This is a genomic window from Flavobacteriales bacterium (assembly GCA_021739695.1).
In the GTDB taxonomy this organism is placed as follows: Bacteria; Bacteroidota; Bacteroidia; order UBA10329; family UBA10329; genus UBA10329.
In genome coordinates, this window is record JAIPBM010000026.1 from 13,182 (window position 1) to 29,887 (window position 16,706).

Sequence of the window (16,706 nt, forward strand, 5' to 3'; positions counted from 1 at the left end):
CGATTACCTTCTTCCTCCTCGCCACTTATTGTTCTTAGGCTTGGCACTTCCAGCACCATTTGGCTTTGGTTTGCTGCTTGGCTGGTTCTGATTTCGTGGGGGGCGCTGCCCTTTCTGAATCTTCTCTGGAGCCGTTTCTGGGTCTAAAGGTTCGTAACCGGGAATGATGTTCCTTGACAGCTTTTCGCCCAAGAGTTTCTCTATGGCTGTCACATAATCAACTTCATCGCCACCAACCAGCGAAATCGCTTCGCCACTGGCTCCTGCCCTGCCCGTTCTTCCAATACGGTGAACATAATCTTCTGGAATGTTAGGTAATTCGTAGTTGATCACGTGCGGAAGCAATGGAATATCCAAACCTCGCGCAGCAATATCGGTAGCTACCAACACACGGATTTTCCCTGTTTTAAAACCTGCCAAAGCAGCAGTACGGGCATTCTGAGTCTTATTGCCATGGATGGCAGCCGAGCTGATGTTGGCCTTATCCAGCTTCTCACTCAATCGGTTGGCTCCGTGTTTGGTTCGGGTAAAAATGAGGACCTGTTGCCAATTGCCTTCTGAAATGAGCTTGATGGTAAGTGACGTCTTCCGTTCCTTATCAACACGAATGGTACGTTGCGTGATCTTCTCTACCGTAGTATTGGCAGGCGTTGCCGAAACCGTTACTGGATGATGAAGGAAACTTTCGGCCAGTTTGCGGATGTCTTTGCTAAAGGTAGCTGAGAATAAAAGGTTCTGCCGTCTTTCTGGCAGCAGTGCCAATATCCGTTTGATGTCGCGAAGAAAACCCATATCGAGCATTCGATCGGCCTCATCCAACACCAAAATCTCCACATTTTTTAGCGAAAGCAATCGCTGATCGACAAGATCTAACAGACGGCCTGGCGTGGCTACCAGCACATCAACTCCAGCGCGCAAGGCTTTCACTTGTGGCACTTGGCTTACGCCACCGAAAATGACTGCAGCGCGCATATCTACGGCCTTGCCAAAATCGTTCACATCTTCCAATACCTGTGCCGCCAATTCGCGGGTCGGGGTCAATATCAGCGCCCGAACAGGGCGATTGTGTTTCTGATTTTCTTCAGAAAGTAACTGAAGGATCGGTAAGGCAAATCCTGCGGTTTTTCCTGTTCCTGTTTGGGCAGATGCCAAAACGTCTTTCCCTTCCAATACTACTGGAATGCACTTTTCTTGAATAGGTGATGGTGTTGTGTATCCCTTTTTCTCAATTGCGTTGAGAAGGGCTTGGGATAGCCCGAGGTCTTTAAATGACATATGTATAATTGATAGTTGCGAAACAGCCATCAATTGTTCAATGCCATTTCTGTTTGTTGCCGCAAAGGTACTCCTATAAATGAGAGTTGGTGCAGACGAAAAAAGGCCGCCCATAAGGTGGCCTTTCTCAATAAACCCATCAAACCCAAGAGGACATCACTCCTTTCGGGTTTTATGGTATACCTCAGTCTTTTACAAATCGAGTTTGGGAAACGCCTGCTTCTGTTCTCGTAACAAGCAGATACATTCCGGTGGCCAGCTGAGAAACATCGATTGCCTTCGTATTCTGCGCGTAGCGGCTTATTAGTTTTCCATCCATGGCATACACTGCAAGGTTCTCAATCGTCTCGTTAGTAAGGATGTTCAATACATCGGTAGCTGGAATTGGGAAGATGCGGAGATTGGCTGTGTTCGCTTCATTGATACCTGTTACCATCATATTCACACAGATTGAGGTCTCGGTACAGCCATTGACGGTTACTTCCACCGCGTAGTTTCCACTTGCAGATGGCGTAAAATCCTGATCAGTTTCGTTCGCAATGGGGGCGTTGCTGTTATCGCAATCAATCCACTGATACGTTGCACCAGTTTGGTCTGCTGAAAGCGTTGCTCCATTTTGAGTAGTTGCCACATCAATATCAGAGATCACAATATCCTGCATTTGCGTGACGGTGTTTCCATTACCATCATCGTAGGTCCAAGTAATGGTTGTGCTTGCGGTAATAGGCAGGTTCAAGGTGGCCGTGCCAGTGAGGGCACCAGCACAGTTGTCGTTGGCTGTTGGGTCTACCACACTTGCTACTTCGCAATATTCAGTGATTGTAGGCAATGAAACCACGGTCGGAACTGGATCTGTGTTGTCGTTGATCACCGCTTCCTGTGTTTGAGTCGCGGTGTTTCCGTTGCCATCATCATAGGTCCAAGTAATGGTTGCACTAGCGCTTAATGGCAGACTTGCGTTGTGCGTTCCGGTGACTGCTCCAGCACAGTTATCTGTAGCTGTTGGAGCAATCAATGAAGTCACCTCGCACTGAGCCGTTACATCAGCCAAAGAACCTGCGTCTGCCACTGGGGCAGTATTGTCGTTCACAACCACGTCTTGTGTTTGCGTAATGCTATTGCCGTTGCCATCGTCATACGTCCAAGTGATGGTCGTGTTTGAACTGATAGGCAAACTGGCGTTGTGCGTTCCTGTAATGGTACCAGCACAGTTGTCCGTAGCTGTTGGAGCAGTCAATGAAGTGACCTCGCACTGAGCGGTGAGTGTGCTCAATGATTGGGAATCAGGAACCGGATCAATGGCATCGCCAACCGTTACAGTAACGGTCTGCGTCATTTCAAAGGCACATGCCGGATCAGATGGGTTGTTGCAGGCGAAAGACCCAGCAACCCAATCGGTTGTGGCATCCATGTTGACCAAAGTGCCATGGTTTCCTCCAACGATGTCGTTTGCAACCAGACCTGAACCATCATTGAATGGATAGACCGCAACGAGACCTGAACCTGTTCCATTCGAGCATTCGTTCATTAAGCCTTGAATCTCACCAATGCTGCGTGCATCATCCCACAAACGAATCTCATCAAATGCACCTAAATGTGTGGCAAATCCCCAATTGTTATTGATGTTGCTTCGCATGAAACCGAAATCGAACTGTGAGCCAGTGGTCTTGTGTAACGGAGAACCCGCAGTTGTTGCCAAAGCGGTCTTCTCTACACCATCGTAATAAACTTTTGTAGTGCTTCCATCATAGCTTACTGCCAAATGAAACCATGTGTTGAGTGGTGGCACAGGATATTCTTTTGCAGCCAAGGTATAGCCGGGGCTATTTCGGTTATAGACCACAATCAATCTGTTTCCTCCAGCTTGTACGTAAACCTCAATGTCGCTCGTGCTGGCGGTTCCTGCTGAAAAAATGGCTCTTGAGCCTCCTGAGTTGGCTTTCAGCGTGGCTTCAAATGTGAATCCTTGCTCGTAATTAAGAAATGAGGTTACTGGCACGTTGATGTAATCGTTGCTTCCATCCAGATCAACTGCCGATGAAGTAGTTGAACCAATGGTTTCTGCAACCACATTGAATGTTGTGGTTGATGATAGGGTACCTGTATTGAAGTTGAGTGCGTTGCCTGTTCCTGTAATCGGTCCGGCAACCACAGAATTGTCTGCATCGTTCCTTAACGAGTAATTGATATTGAGCATGGAGCCGCCAGTAGAAACCGTTGCAGCACCATTTGAACACAGGTTGCTCTGTGATACAGAAACCGTTTCGTCTGTAATTGCACCAAGCACGGTAACCTCTACTATGGTGTTAGATGTATTTCCAGAAACGTCAGTAGCTGTTAGCGTTACCTGATTTACACCAATGTCTGAACAGGAGAACGTACTTTGACTTAAGCTGAATGTGGGTGTACCACAATCGGAAGTAGAACCATTGTCCACATCGGCTGGATCAACGGTAGCTTCTCCAGTTGTACTAAGCTGAACGTTGATGTTCTGCCCAATAGCAGTAACAGCGTTACTCTCGCATCCACTTACGTAGGTAAGATCCTCAAAATAAACCTCCCAGGCCGAGTTGGTTGCTATTCGCATAGCGATGTATTGATATGAACCTGTATATCCCGATAGATCGAAGGTGAAAGGCGTTAATGTCTGCGAATTGGCAGAATAACTGGCAAGCGTTATAAACGAACTGGGATTTGCAGGATCATCTACAACCCCTACTTCAATGGTTGCAGCAGGCCCCCAAGGGTAGATGTAGCGCGAAGTAAAACTGAGTACCCCTCGCGCATTGACCGTCTTTGGTAAAATGGCCATTGCCTCGGGCTGGTTCACGGTGCGCAAGCGTAATTGATTACCCACCACGTTGCAATTGTTCTGTCGGTTCCAGCAGGCCGGAAGGTCGCTGCCAGTGTAACCATCAAAGTTTTCGGATATGCTCTGAACCGCTACGGTACATTGTGCTTTGGCTTCGAATTGAGCTACCAAAAAGGTAAGAACGAGAATAGATAGGATTTTTTCCATGTATAGGTAGAATTTGTGATGAGCCACAAACGTATCCTACACAAAAGCTTGGTGGAATTATCGTTTAGGAATGGACAATCGGGTTCATTAACAGAGGATAGACGATAAATGTGAGACACCAGATTTCAGACTACCCTTGCAGTGATCTATTTAACGGCACTTTCAAACTCCTCCTTCCGATACTTGGAAAGTTTGGCTACGAGACCGCCTTTAAGAAGGATGTCGCCTGAGCTACGCTGATACTTCTCCATCATGTCCAAGTTCACCATCCACGATTTGTGGCTTCGGAAGAAGTTGGGATTGTCGGCCAAGAGGGTTTCGAAGTGCTTCAGATTCTTGCTTACCAGATGCTGACTACCGTCAACCGTATGAATATGACTGTACGATTCGTTAGCTTCAATCGCCACAATATCCTTCACTTCCAAAATGGTCTGATAGCCTTTGATGGAAACGGAGATGCGACTGACCGTTTTGCTTTGAAGTGCTTCGGTAAGCAGTTCCTGGTCAAAACTGCTGCCCTGCCCTATCCGTTTTTCAACCCGTTGCACCGCTTCCTTCAAGCGGTCAATGTCGATGGGTTTGAGCAGGTAGTCAACCGCAGATACTTCGAAGGCGCGGATAGCGTACTTGTCGGAAGCCGTAATGAAGACCATCTCAAAATCGACCTTCTCGAAGAAGTTCACGATCTCGAAGCCTGAGTAATTGGGCATCTCAATATCGAGGAATACAAGCTGCGGCTTGAGCGCATTCATGCTGTGCACCGCTGATTCTACATTCGAATAGCTGCCCAACACGTTGATGCTCGGGCAGAATCGCGAAAGCAGATTGGCCAGGATGCTGCGTGCGCTTTCTTCGTCATCGACTATAATGGCTGTGATCTGCTGGCTCATTGAGGCGAATGTAAACAGATATGCTGCTGCTTGCCTCTCCATTTCATCAACGAACCGATTTGTTTAGCAATGGCCATGTGGTCTTTCTCCATGCATCATGAAGCAGTTCTGAACACAGGACGTTGACTGACAAGATCAATCCACGTTTCTGCTACTATTGAAAGCATGTTCTATATTCGAACCTAAATATAGACCTTGATTCATACTTCAAGTAACAAGCTTTACTCACTCTTGGAGAGGTCATTCTTGGTTGAATGGTTGTTTTCCTTCGCACTCGTGCTTTTGGCACGATTACCCTATTTGCTCAGCAATCATGTATACTTTGATGGTGATGAGGCAGTTTTGGGCATCATGGCCCGTGATCTTATCAACGGAAATGGCATCCCAATATATTTCTATGGGCAACAATATGGTTTTTCACTTTTTGAGGTGTTCTCAGCAGCCATATTCATTCCTTTCCTAGGAAGTGGCCTTGCAAGCCTTAAGCTTGGTGGAATGCTGTTGTTCTCTCTGGGTATCCAGCGCTTGCTTCGTGTTCTGCGTAAGAAGCAGCTTCCGCTTATTTCCTTCCTTCTTTTGTCTTTGATCCTCGTAACGTTTCCAACGTGGCAAGTATGGGGAACAAAACTTAGGGGAGGTTATATAACAGCATTTGTTGGATTGACCTTGGTTGTAGAGCAACTTATATTATCCGACCAATGGAACCGTAAGAATTGGATGGCGGTTTCTATTATTTCTGCGGTGATTTTTGTGTCACAGCCCATTTTTCTACTTGTGCTCATTCCTTTGCTCATCCAACGAGCATTTAAAATGAACCGCAAGGATTTCATTCTAACACTGGCTACCGGACTTATCGTGTTGGTCTTACTTCGATTGCCCGCATACCAAAACACTATCAGTTGGAAACCTCCAGGTCTCGGAAGCCTTAACCTTGATACGATTTCCAGTTATTTCTTTAAGGGATTCTGGTCTCACTTCACTGGATATTTCTCCTATTCTGACATTTACGAGATACCTGTTTTGGTAAAAACCGGGGCCATGATATTTTTCGGCTTCATGTGTATGATTCTTGGTTATTCCATCTTCAAAGGCCCAACTTCATATCGTAAATCGCTGTTGCTTCTCCTTATAGGCGCATCATTATCTGCCATTTCAGCTGTCATCTTTGGTATTGCTGGCGGAAGGTATTTTATCCCATTCTATACAGGATGGATGATCATTCTTGTGGTGATTGCAGTTCAACATGGCTCTTTGATGAGAATCCGTACGCAGGTAGTAATCCTAGCGCTACTTCTCATTTCTCTTGTTCCGACAACTACAGGTTATGATAGATATGTGAGTTTTTGGCTGGCACCTGAAGTTAACGATATGGCGGCCATCACAGAATTGAAAACTACCTTAGAAGACCGTGGAATTAAGAATGCCTTTGTTTCAGAATGGCAGGTTTTCTGGCAATTGAACTATTTGGGAAACGAGGACATGAACTTCCGTCACTTCCTAATGGAAGATCGGGTTCAGCGCTTTGTAGATGGTGTGAATTCCTGTTATTTAGATGAGGACTGCCCTATTGCCTTGACTGGAAGTCTTTGGCCCTTGTACGACATGCAAAATGTGGCTGGATGGGATACTAGGATAGAGCGAGTAAATGACCGTTTTTATCTAATGGAGAATCCGGAGGACATCTTCCTTGAAGTTGGCAAATTTGAACTCCCTGAAAGTGTTCCTGATCAGTTGAGCGGGCTGAATAAGTAACGCATGTCATTTATCGCTTCGCTTGTGTTTTACACTATTCCTAAGACGAGACACGAATCGGTAGACCAGTTTCTCTGAACGTTCCTTTCAGAATGCCTCTGTTGTTCTGTAGGCAATCAAAACTTCCGCTTAATAGGTATTCGAAGTACGACTCGCGTTCCCATCGCTTCACCGTTTTCCATCAGGTCTTGGTAGGTAAAACCTAGCGCACCCTTGTGGTAGCGACCGAGAATCTCAAATCGGGTGCGGATGGCATTGACAGAGAACGATTCGTGCTCTGAGCGCTGACGTTCTTTGATGGCCTTTGCCTTGGCACGACCCACACCATTGTCGGTGATGGTACAAACGAGCACATCGCTCAGTTCAAAGTCTAAGTTTATACGCTTAGCACCATTTCGATGTAGAAGACCATGGAGCAGCGCGTTCTCAATAAAGGGCTGAATGAGCATTGGCGGCATCATCACATCTTCAATGCCATTAGTATTGATGGTGAATTGAAAATCCTCTTTGAAACGCAGTTGTTCTAAGGTCAGATAGAGCTCAATGAGTTTGATCTCTTCACTGAAATCAATGAATTCCTTGTCGGAGTAATTGAGTGTGCGCCTAACGAGATTCGCGAACTTGGTGATGTAGGTGTAGGAGTTATCTACATCGCCTTTCAGCACCAGACTTTGAATGGAATTAAGCGAATTGAAGATGAAATGCGGGTTCATTTGCGATTGAATGGCAGTGAGCTTGCTCGCGTTCAGTTCGTTCTGTTGTTCGGCCAATAGCTGCCGCCTGCGCAACCTTCGTCTAAACCAAAGAACCAGTAACAGGACTACAGTAATCAGCACCAAGGCGTAGAACCACCACGCCTTGTAAAACGGTGTGGCAATGGTAAAAGTGTAGGCCACTTCTTCGCTCACATTATCTCTGCAAATGGCCTTGACACGGAACGTATACGTTCCCGAAGACAGCGAACGGTACTCGATGATATTGTCGGAATAACTGGCTGTTCGCCACTTGGTTTCCGCTCCCTCCAATCGGTATTCATAGCTGATCTCGTTGCGGTAGCGCAAACTATTGGTGCTTAGCTCAAAGGTGAATTGTTGTTGTTCAGGACTGAAATCGTGCTGCGCGAGCGAAACGTTCAGACTGTCATTAACGATGACGCTTTTCAGTGATACTGTTGGTTGATAGCTGAACGCTTGAAACGCATCCAGCATCACCATTTGCACTCCGCTGGAATGCACCACCCACAGTTCATCGCCATTCACGTGCATGTCGAGTATCTTGATGGCGTTCAGCCCATCTGCCTGATTGATGGTACGTATCACTTTCCCATCAACATCTAGCAACTGAATACCGTTAGCGGTGGCTACAACCAACCATTGCTTATAGATGGCCAATTGTGTCAGCCTATCGGATACCAGACCAGTACTTTTGCCCCACTCTCCCTCCAGCGAATCGTTCTTGAAGACCAGCAAGCCATTCTCAGCGGTTGCCGCAAACACCTTTCCATCTCTAGAAAGGAAATCGCGTACGATCACATCCTTTCCGCGAAGCTTTTTCGTGTCTACGGCCCCATTTGGGTGCCGTATCATAAGGCCTTTGGAAGTGCCTGAATAGATACTCTCGGTGCTTGGGTCGTAGCCAATGCAGTAATGGCGAAGCTGTAGATCAGTTATCTTCTCCACCTCTCTTGACGCAATCCGTACCCAGTAAGCACCTGCATTAGACGCAATCAGGACTCTATCTGTATCGGCCAATGCAATGTCTTTCAGCGAGCCAACGCTCAGGGTGCTCTCCGACACCTTAGTACGGTCTAAAAGCACCGCGTTGGTCTCTCCAATTAAAACGTATCGACCTGCAATAGAGAACAGCGCTTCCATGCTTTTTACCTGTGCATCACGGATCACGTTTAATGAGCCTGCGGGATTCCGTTCAAGGAGCTTGCCCGAACGCGTACCGAAATATAAGGTTCCGTCTTCTGACCCAGCTACAGAAATAATGTCTTCCTGCAACTGAGACATGGTCAGGTCGAGGGTATTCATGTTAGGAATAACCATTATGCCTTTGCCGAATGTGCCTAGCAAAATGTTTCCTTCCCTGTCTTCCAGCACGGTGGATATCATAGTACGGGGAAAAAGGAACTTTCCGCCATTACCCACTTCCAATTGTTGATCAGCATGTAACACACCCTGCGAGCCGGATGCAAACCACAGGCCATCTGAACTGCTATAAAGCTTAAATAGATTCGGTTTACCTAAGACCAACGAAGGGTCCAGAAGCAAGTGCCCATCTACGGTGTATAGCAGGCATTCATTGGTCTGATAGACATAGATTCTATCTCCTTGACAGATAATGCCTGGTATTTCAGACCCCGTAGGGATAGACAGTGGATGTTCATATTCTTCCAATTGTCCGTTCTTCAAATTCAGAAAAGCTCGATGCACAGATGAATAGGTCATCAGGCTACCATTGGGCATGGTTGCCAAAGGGCCGAAGAAGTTGGCTTCAGAAAGTCGGTCGATACCCGATACCGAAGCCGCCATCAGATACTTGGAGGCAATGATGAGACGATTGCGGTCGTCCATCTCCATGCTCATATCGGCAGACACCATGCTATCTGGCAAGGATAGCAACAGCCCACATGAATCGCGAGCCACGTAGAACACTTGTCCGCTGAGGTTATTACAGTAAACGGTCCCGTCAGTATCCTCCACGAGGTTGAATACCGAACTGAGCAGCATGTCGGGACAGTCTAACCGTTCAAATCTATACCCATCAAATTGCATGAGGCCGCTGCTGGTGGCCAGCATGTAACTGCCATCCGCAGCATGAAGCATATCATAAACATCCACGCCCTCCAATTCTTCCTCGCCCAACACATAATGCGAGGGTTGCTGTGCACATAGCCATAGCGGAAGCGAAAAAAGAAATGACAGCAGGAATTTCACAGGGGCAAAGAAAGGATTCAATCTCACACACTTTTCACCATCGAATGAATCGAATAATTTAACACCACCTTCCTCCTATCTTTAAGAAACTCATTGCATCTTTGAAAAAACTGCATCATGGAAAAAAGAACAAAAGACAATCCGTGGAATTTGAAAACCCCACCCGGAACATCGGAATATCAAATGTGGATAGACGAAAAAGATGGTGTGGAGATCATCGTCTGCAAAGTGGGTTCCACCATACTGCATTATGATGCCCGCGCCATCAACGACCTGCATCAAATGCTAAAGGAACATGGCGATTGGATGGAGATGGGCAGCAAAGACGAGAAACCAGCAACCAATCCAGGAACGGTGGAGCATTGGGCTCGTTCGGCCGATAATCCTATTGGCGGGTGGTATGGATTGAAGAAGAACTTCCGTGGACGTTTTGGCATGTACATGCCGCCATTGATGGAGGAATTAGGACTATGCGAGATCGAACACAATCCGAAGAACAATCGGATGCGAGCGATCTAATCCAGCACCCTTCGTATCAAGCGCAGTTTGTGCGTGTATTTACCTGTATCCACATTGAAGATGCCTTGATGGTCGAGTTTATCTACTCGAACCTTACCAGCAGCATGGATAATGGCATTCTGTCCGACCATCATACCTACATGGATGATCTTTCCTTCGTCATTATCGAAGAAAGCAAGGTCGCCTAGTTCCGCTTCTTCTACAAAGCTGAGCGTATAGCCTTCTTCGGCCTGTTGGTAGGCATCTCGTTGTAGCGGAATTCCCACCATTTTATACAAGACCTGCATCAGTCCGGAACAATCAATACCGAAAGGCGAACGACCGCCCCAGAGATAAGGTGCATTGCGATAGACCATCGCAAATTCTACCAATTGCTTACGTGCTTCATCTGGGTCTGGATGATTGATCTCTCCATCAAACTCATACGATTCATTGCCAAACGCAATATGACCTTGAAGATAATTTGGAAGTGAACTTCCGGCCACAATCGGAACCATCGAACCTGATTGTTCGTGTTTCACCAATTGAACGATATCTGAAGCACAGACCGGAATGTTCCTGTTCAGGGCATCGAATGCATTCTTGTCTATCTCTACAAACTGCTTCTCGTCTATCCAGCTTTCGTATCCGTCAAGCCCATTACGCACCTTGCGCCATTGATTGCGTTTACCGATAACCTCAAAACTCTCCCCAAAAAGCAACTGAGTCACCATCTGACTTTTGTCTGATGGCTCCTCCCTGCAAGGGATGACGCTTAGATTACAGATGCCGTATGTGGCCACTTATGAAATGATTTGCGAATAACGATCTAGATGATTTCTACGGTTAGAGCACTAGCACCGCCACCACCATTGCAGATGCCAGCAGCGCCTTTCTTCAATCCTTTGTTCTTCAATGCATGAACAAGTGTAACGATGATTCGTGCTCCTGAACATCCAAGTGGATGACCCAAGGAAACAGCACCACCATTCACGTTCACTTTACTTGCATCAAGTTTCATGATCTCATTATTGGCCAAAGCCACAACTGAGAATGCTTCGTTGATCTCGAACAGATCTACATCTGAAGTTGACCAACCTGCTTTGTCCAATGCTTTTGGAATAGCTTTGGAAGGTGTGGTCGTGAACCATTCAGGTGCTTGAGCAGCATCGGCAAATGAAGTGATCTTGGCCAATGGTTTAATGCCCAATGCATCTGCTTTCTCTTTACTCATCAAAACCACCGCAGCAGCACCATCATTCATGGTAGAAGCATTGGCAGCTGTTACTGTTCCTTCTTTGGTGAATGCCGGGCGAAGGCCTGCGATCTTATCCATGAAAACATTCGTGAATTCTTCATCCGTATCGATCACCAACGCATCGCCTCTTCTTTGTGGAACTTCCACTCCAACAATTTCATTCTTAAAAGCACCAGCTTGCCAAGCAGCAGCTGAGCGCTTGTAGCTTTGGATGGCGTACGCATCTTGGTCTTCGCGGCTGATGTTGCATTCTTTGGCGCAAAGCTCAGCGGCCATTCCCATGGCGTAATCGTTATACACGTCCCAAAGACCATCGTGTGCCAAACCATCGATCATGGTGATGTTTCCGTATTTCGTTCCTGTTCTGGATCCTGGAAGATAATGCGGCACAGCACTCATGTTCTCCATTCCTCCAGCCACAACCACATCGTTTTCTCCAAGCATGATGCTCTGCGCACCCAACATGATGGCTTTCATACCTGAAGCACACACTTTATTCACTGTAGTACACGGCACCGAATCAGGAATACCTGCAAACATGGAGGCCTGACGAGCTGGAGCTTGTCCTAAACCTGCCGAAAGCACGTTTCCCATAAATACTTCTTGAACTTCTTTTGGGTCAACACCAGCAGCAGCAACTGCTCCTTTAATAGCCACAGCACCCAATCTTGGAGCTGGCACAGAAGAAAGCTTTCCATTGAAACTTCCCATTGGCGTTCGTACTGCCGATACGATATATACTTCTTTCATCCTTATAAACTTCTGATTTCGTGCGAAAGTAGTGATTTCTGCTCCACACGGAATGACATCTACCCGACCTACCACAACCGCAATAATTCGCTTAGATTAGTGGCTCTCAAATGAACAGTTTCTTTTCAGACATACGCAACAATCACGAGCGCCTGCAGCGTGTGCTTTTGTTCGTTGTAGCAGGACTGTTCATCGTTTTTCTGCTTCCTAAAGAAGGTAAGTTCAAATACGAGTATCAGAAAGGAAGGCCATGGAGCCACGAAGATCTGGTAGCACCCTTCGACTTTGCCATTGAGAAACCTAAAGATGAACTGGATGCAGAGATCAAACAGCTCAAAGACCATTCAAAAATATACCTGAGCCTTGACGAGCAGGCGGAAGAACGGGCAATGCAGGAATTCGAAAAGCGGTTCGCGGCTGAGTTCAACCCTGATTCATCCAAAGCACGGCAACTGAGCAAATTGGACAAGAACCTGCAGGCAGGTAAACTGGTTCTGAACAGTATTTACACCAAAGGAATCCTTAGAAAGACCGATGCTTTTGATGGCGTGGCCAATGGACGTGTGGTCTATCTACTTAAAGGAAACACGGCATCGGTGGTTCAACTCGATCAGTTTCACACCGTTCAAACAGCCTATTCCAAAATTAGGACCGACCTAGACAAGCGAAATGGCTTAGAAACCGACCTTCTGGCAAAAGTGCTTTCCGAAATTCTGGTTCAGAATGTGATCTACGATGAATTGACCACAGAACGTGTGCTGGATGAGGAACTTAAATCTATTTCTGACACGCGTGGAATGATTCCGAAAGGGCTGATGGTGATCAGCAGAGGCGACATGGTTGATGGAGAGAATTTCCTTGTCTTGGAATCGTTGCGCAATGAATACCAATCAAGATTAGGGTCATCGGAGAGTTTCTATCTCATTCTTCTTGGTCAGCTCATCATGGTTTCCATCGTGCTGGTCATGTTCTTCATCTTTTTGGTGAAATACCGAACCGATCTGGCGCAGAACAATTCGCAAGTGAGCTTTCTGTTGATGTTGATCGTTGGAATGGTGATCACTTCCAGTTTGGTTCAGCGCATCCCGAATGTGAACCTGTACTTGGTTCCATTCTGTCTGGTACCGGTCATCGTTCGGAGTTTCTTCGATAGTCGGATTGCTCTTTTTGCGCACATCGTAACGCTGATCATCATCGGGTTTCAAGCACCAAATGGATTCGAGTTCATGTTCTTAGAACTGATTGCGGGCATCATTGCCATTTTCTCGCTCATCAGTCTACAGAACCGTTCGCAGCTGTTTGTTTCCATGCTCATCGTTTTCGTCACCTTCAGCGCAAGCTATTTCAGTATTGCTGTGATGCAGGAAGGCGATGTGAAGAACATCGACCTTACCATGTTCATTTGGTTTGGAGGAAGCGTTGGACTGACGCTTCTCGCCTACCCGCTCATCTATCTTTTTGAAAAATTGTTCGGGTTCATTTCAGATGTAACGCTGCTCGAACTGAACAACACCAACCATGCACTTTTGCGCCAAATGGCTTCAGAAGCGCCTGGCACATTTCAGCATTCATTACAAGTGGCCAGTTTGGCCGAAACTGCCATTTACGAGATCGGTGGTAACGCCCTTCTAGTTAGAACTGGCGCTTTGTATCACGACATTGGAAAGCTTTATGCGCCCATGTACTTTATCGAGAATCAGGTGACGGGCGTCAATCCGCACGATGATCTTTCCTTCGAGGAAAGCGCCAAGATCATCATCAACCACGTGATCAAAGGCATTGAATTGGCCAAAAACAATAATCTTCCAGAGCAATTGATCGATTTCATCCGAACACATCACGGCACTTCAACCGTCCAGTATTTCTACCGTTCGTACCTCCATAATTTCCCCGAAGGCGAATTGGACAAGGAGCATTTCAGTTATCCCGGACCAAAACCCTTCACCAAGGAAATGGCTGTTCTGATGATGGCAGATAGTATTGAAGCCGCATCGCGCAGCCTTTCAGAATACACGACCGAATCGGTGGCCAAACTGGTAGATGGCATTATTGATCGCCAATTCAGCGAAGGACAATTTGATCGGGCCAACATCACGCTCCGCGATATCTCGGAGGTGCGCAGCATCTTCAAGAAAAAGCTCTTGAACATTTATCACGTTCGTGTGGAATACCCAAGTTAAGGGATAGCCCCTCTAACTCCCCAAACGGGAGGATTTCGCCACCAAAAACTTTTTACACATGTTTCCCCCTTTGGGAGTTCAAGGGGGCTTTTCTATTACCTTCGCGCTTTAATGAGTTTCGCCTATCCCGAATTCCTTTTTGCACTCGCTGCGATTTCGGTTCCGATCATTATCCATTTATTCAATTTCAGGCGATTCAAGAAAATCTATTTCTCTGACATCCGCTTTCTGAAAGATGTGGAGATTGAGACCAAAAGCAGGAACAAACTCAAGAATCTGCTCATTCTTCTTTCGCGCATTTTGGCCATAGCTTTTTTGGTTATGGCATTTGCTCGGCCCTTTATTCCAACCGGAACGGGCAATGAGAAGAATGCCAATTCAGTGGTCGTTTACATCGATAATTCGTTCAGTATGAATTCCGAAGGCGAGGCTGGAAACCTGCTGGAAGAGGCGAAAGCTAAGGCGATAGAGATCGGTTCTGCTTACGCGAATGGTGCGGAACTTCGGGTGTTAACGAATGACTTTGACCCTGGTCATTTCCGAAATCTTTCCTTCGAGGAATTCAAGAACGAAGTTGCCTCCATTCAATCATCTCCTCAACCAAGATCTTTTGATGATGTTGTTTCGCGGACAAGTAGTGTTTTTGATGCCGAAGAACCATCAAGTCTGTACTTCATTTCCGACCTGCAACGAAATACGGCCTCGCCAAAAAAATCTATATCCGATTCATTATTAAACGTTTACATCGTTCCAACAAACCCACAGATTGAAACGAATCTTTACATCGATAGCTGTTGGTTCGACTCTCCATCACGACTTCCGCTACAGCCAGATAATTTGAATGTGCGAGTGAGAAATGCAGGCGATGCAGAAGTTGAAAACCTATCTGTTAAATTGAACTTGAATGGTGTGCAGCGTGCGGTTGGAACTGCGAATATTTCTGCCCAAAGTTTTGAGATCGTTCAGCTGTCTTTCACCAATGCAAACACTGGTGTTCAGTTTGCAGAAGTTTCCATTCAAGATTATCCGATCACCTACGATGATCACTATTACCTGTCGTTCAATTTGACCAATCAGATCAACGTGCTGAGCATAAACGGCAAATCGGCCTCTAACTCAATCAGCAAATTGTTCGATTCAGAACCTAACTTCCGTACCACTCAGGTTTCTGATGGCGGATTGGATTATGCCCTACTGAAAACAACCGATCTGCTCATTTGCAACGAGCTTTCCTCCTTCTCGTCTGGAATGATCCAAGAACTGATGAAATTTGTTGCCGATGGCGGAAGTCTACTGTTCATTCCATCCGAAAAACCTGAGATGAACTCAACCAACGAGCTTCTTTTGGCCATTGGTGCCGATCAGCTTTCTGGTTTAGACAGTTCTAAACTGAAGGTAGAAGGTGTAAATCTTAAGAGTCAGGTTTTTAAAAATGTTTTCACCGAATGGGAAGAACGGATTGATCTTCCGGCCACTAGCAAACATTTCCGAAGTTTATCAAGCATCACTTCTTCTGCCGAAAGGCTGATGACCTTGCAAGATGGCCAAGCGCTGCTAACTGCCTATAGCAAAGGTAAAGGATACAGCTATGTGCTTACAACGCCATTGAAGGATTCATGGACCAATCTCCAGCGCCACGCACTGTTTGTTCCAACCTTTTACAATATCGCCCTGAATAGCGTTTTGAATAGCGTAAGCGCAGAAGTGATCGGAGCAAACGATCTGATAAGTACGAATTCAAGACTGGAGAGTTCAGAAATCATGGAAATTACGAGTACGGATGGAAAAGTGGCCTTTATTCCAGAAAGGGTTGCGCGTGCCGAAGGAAATGGGCTTTATGTCCATGATCAGATCAAGCAAGATGGTCAATATCTGCTGCGCTCAGAAAAAGCTGACACCATTCAAGCCATCAGTTTCAATTTCGATAGAACGGAAAGTGACATGGATTTTCTTTCTATTGATGAGCTGGAAGCATTGGCCAGCGATCTTGGAATAACGCATTTGAAAATTGTGGAAGGCAGCGCAGAAACGCTGGCCAACCAGGTTCAAGAACTTCACGATGGCAAACAGCTTTGGCGATTGTTCTTGATATTGGCGCTGCTTTGCCTTCTGTTTGAAACGGTATTGATAAGAATTCTATAG

Annotated in this window: 10 protein-coding genes; 4 read left to right on the forward strand and 6 right to left on the reverse strand. The window is 46.3% G+C overall.

Annotation, left to right across the window (positions count from 1 at the left end; genetic code table 11):
- Positions 1-3: 3 nt before the first annotated feature.
- The 3 genes from K9J17_14485 to K9J17_14495 form a co-directional block, all read right to left on the reverse strand.
- A complete protein-coding gene (locus K9J17_14485) occupies positions 4-1,275 on the reverse strand; it encodes a DEAD/DEAH box helicase (protein MCF8277938.1) in 1,272 nt (423 codons plus the stop codon).
- 184 nt (positions 1,276-1,459) lie between these two features.
- Positions 1,460-4,294, reverse strand: a complete 2,835-nt coding sequence (locus K9J17_14490; GenBank protein MCF8277939.1) for a T9SS type A sorting domain-containing protein — start codon at positions 4,292-4,294, stop codon at positions 1,460-1,462.
- 146 nt (positions 4,295-4,440) lie between these two features.
- A complete protein-coding gene (locus K9J17_14495; protein ID MCF8277940.1) occupies positions 4,441-5,226 on the reverse strand; it encodes a LytTR family DNA-binding domain-containing protein in 786 nt (261 codons plus the stop codon).
- Between the two features lie 189 nt (positions 5,227-5,415).
- Between K9J17_14495 and K9J17_14500 the strand changes: the two genes are divergently transcribed.
- Positions 5,416-6,936 (forward strand): hypothetical protein, encoded by a 1,521-nt coding sequence (locus K9J17_14500; GenBank protein MCF8277941.1) that lies wholly within the window; start codon positions 5,416-5,418, stop codon positions 6,934-6,936.
- A 116-nt stretch (positions 6,937-7,052) separates the two neighbouring features.
- Here K9J17_14500 and K9J17_14505 read toward each other — a convergent pair whose 3' ends face one another.
- Positions 7,053-9,878: a histidine kinase gene (locus tag K9J17_14505; GenBank protein ID MCF8277942.1), complete on the reverse strand. Its 2,826-nt coding sequence runs from the start codon at positions 9,876-9,878 to the stop codon at positions 7,053-7,055.
- 117 nt (positions 9,879-9,995) lie between these two features.
- Here K9J17_14505 and K9J17_14510 point away from each other — a divergent pair, with 117 nt between their 5' ends.
- On the forward strand, positions 9,996-10,397 hold the full coding sequence (locus K9J17_14510; GenBank protein MCF8277943.1) for a hypothetical protein: 402 nt from the start codon (positions 9,996-9,998) through the stop codon (positions 10,395-10,397).
- Here the strand turns inward: K9J17_14510 and K9J17_14515 are convergent.
- Together K9J17_14515 and K9J17_14520 are read right to left on the reverse strand one after the other, a co-directional pair.
- Positions 10,394-11,110: a C40 family peptidase gene (locus tag K9J17_14515; protein MCF8277944.1), complete on the reverse strand. Its 717-nt coding sequence runs from the start codon at positions 11,108-11,110 to the stop codon at positions 10,394-10,396. The two genes, K9J17_14510 and K9J17_14515, sit on opposite strands and share 4 nt — an antisense overlap.
- A gap of 95 nt (positions 11,111-11,205) precedes the next feature.
- Positions 11,206-12,384 (reverse strand): acetyl-CoA C-acyltransferase, encoded by a 1,179-nt coding sequence (locus K9J17_14520; GenBank protein ID MCF8277945.1) that lies wholly within the window; start codon positions 12,382-12,384, stop codon positions 11,206-11,208.
- A gap of 110 nt (positions 12,385-12,494) precedes the next feature.
- On the opposite strand from K9J17_14520, the gene K9J17_14525 reads away from it, so the two are divergent.
- Positions 12,495-14,564: an HDIG domain-containing protein gene (locus K9J17_14525; GenBank protein MCF8277946.1), complete on the forward strand. Its 2,070-nt coding sequence runs from the start codon at positions 12,495-12,497 to the stop codon at positions 14,562-14,564.
- A 111-nt stretch (positions 14,565-14,675) separates the two neighbouring features.
- A complete protein-coding gene (locus K9J17_14530; GenBank protein MCF8277947.1) occupies positions 14,676-16,706 on the forward strand; it encodes a BatA domain-containing protein in 2,031 nt (676 codons plus the stop codon).

Excerpts from the sequence above, each read along its gene's own strand:
- K9J17_14485 (MCF8277938.1), bottom strand. The coding sequence starts at position 1,275 with ATGTCATTTAAAGACCTCGGGCTATCCCAAGCCCTTCTCAACGCAATT.
- K9J17_14490 (MCF8277939.1), bottom strand. The coding sequence starts at position 4,294 with ATGGAAAAAATCCTATCTATTCTCGTTCTTACCTTTTTGGTAGCTCAA.
- K9J17_14495 (MCF8277940.1), bottom strand. The coding sequence starts at position 5,226 with ATGGAGAGGCAAGCAGCAGCATATCTGTTTACATTCGCCTCAATGAGC.
- K9J17_14510 (MCF8277943.1), top strand. The coding sequence starts at position 9,996 with ATGGAAAAAAGAACAAAAGACAATCCGTGGAATTTGAAAACCCCACCC.
- K9J17_14515 (MCF8277944.1), bottom strand. The coding sequence starts at position 11,110 with ATGGTGACTCAGTTGCTTTTTGGGGAGAGTTTTGAGGTTATCGGTAAA.
- K9J17_14520 (MCF8277945.1), bottom strand. The coding sequence starts at position 12,384 with ATGAAAGAAGTATATATCGTATCGGCAGTACGAACGCCAATGGGAAGT.
- K9J17_14525 (MCF8277946.1), top strand. The coding sequence starts at position 12,495 with ATGAACAGTTTCTTTTCAGACATACGCAACAATCACGAGCGCCTGCAG.
- K9J17_14530 (MCF8277947.1), top strand. The coding sequence starts at position 14,676 with ATGAGTTTCGCCTATCCCGAATTCCTTTTTGCACTCGCTGCGATTTCG.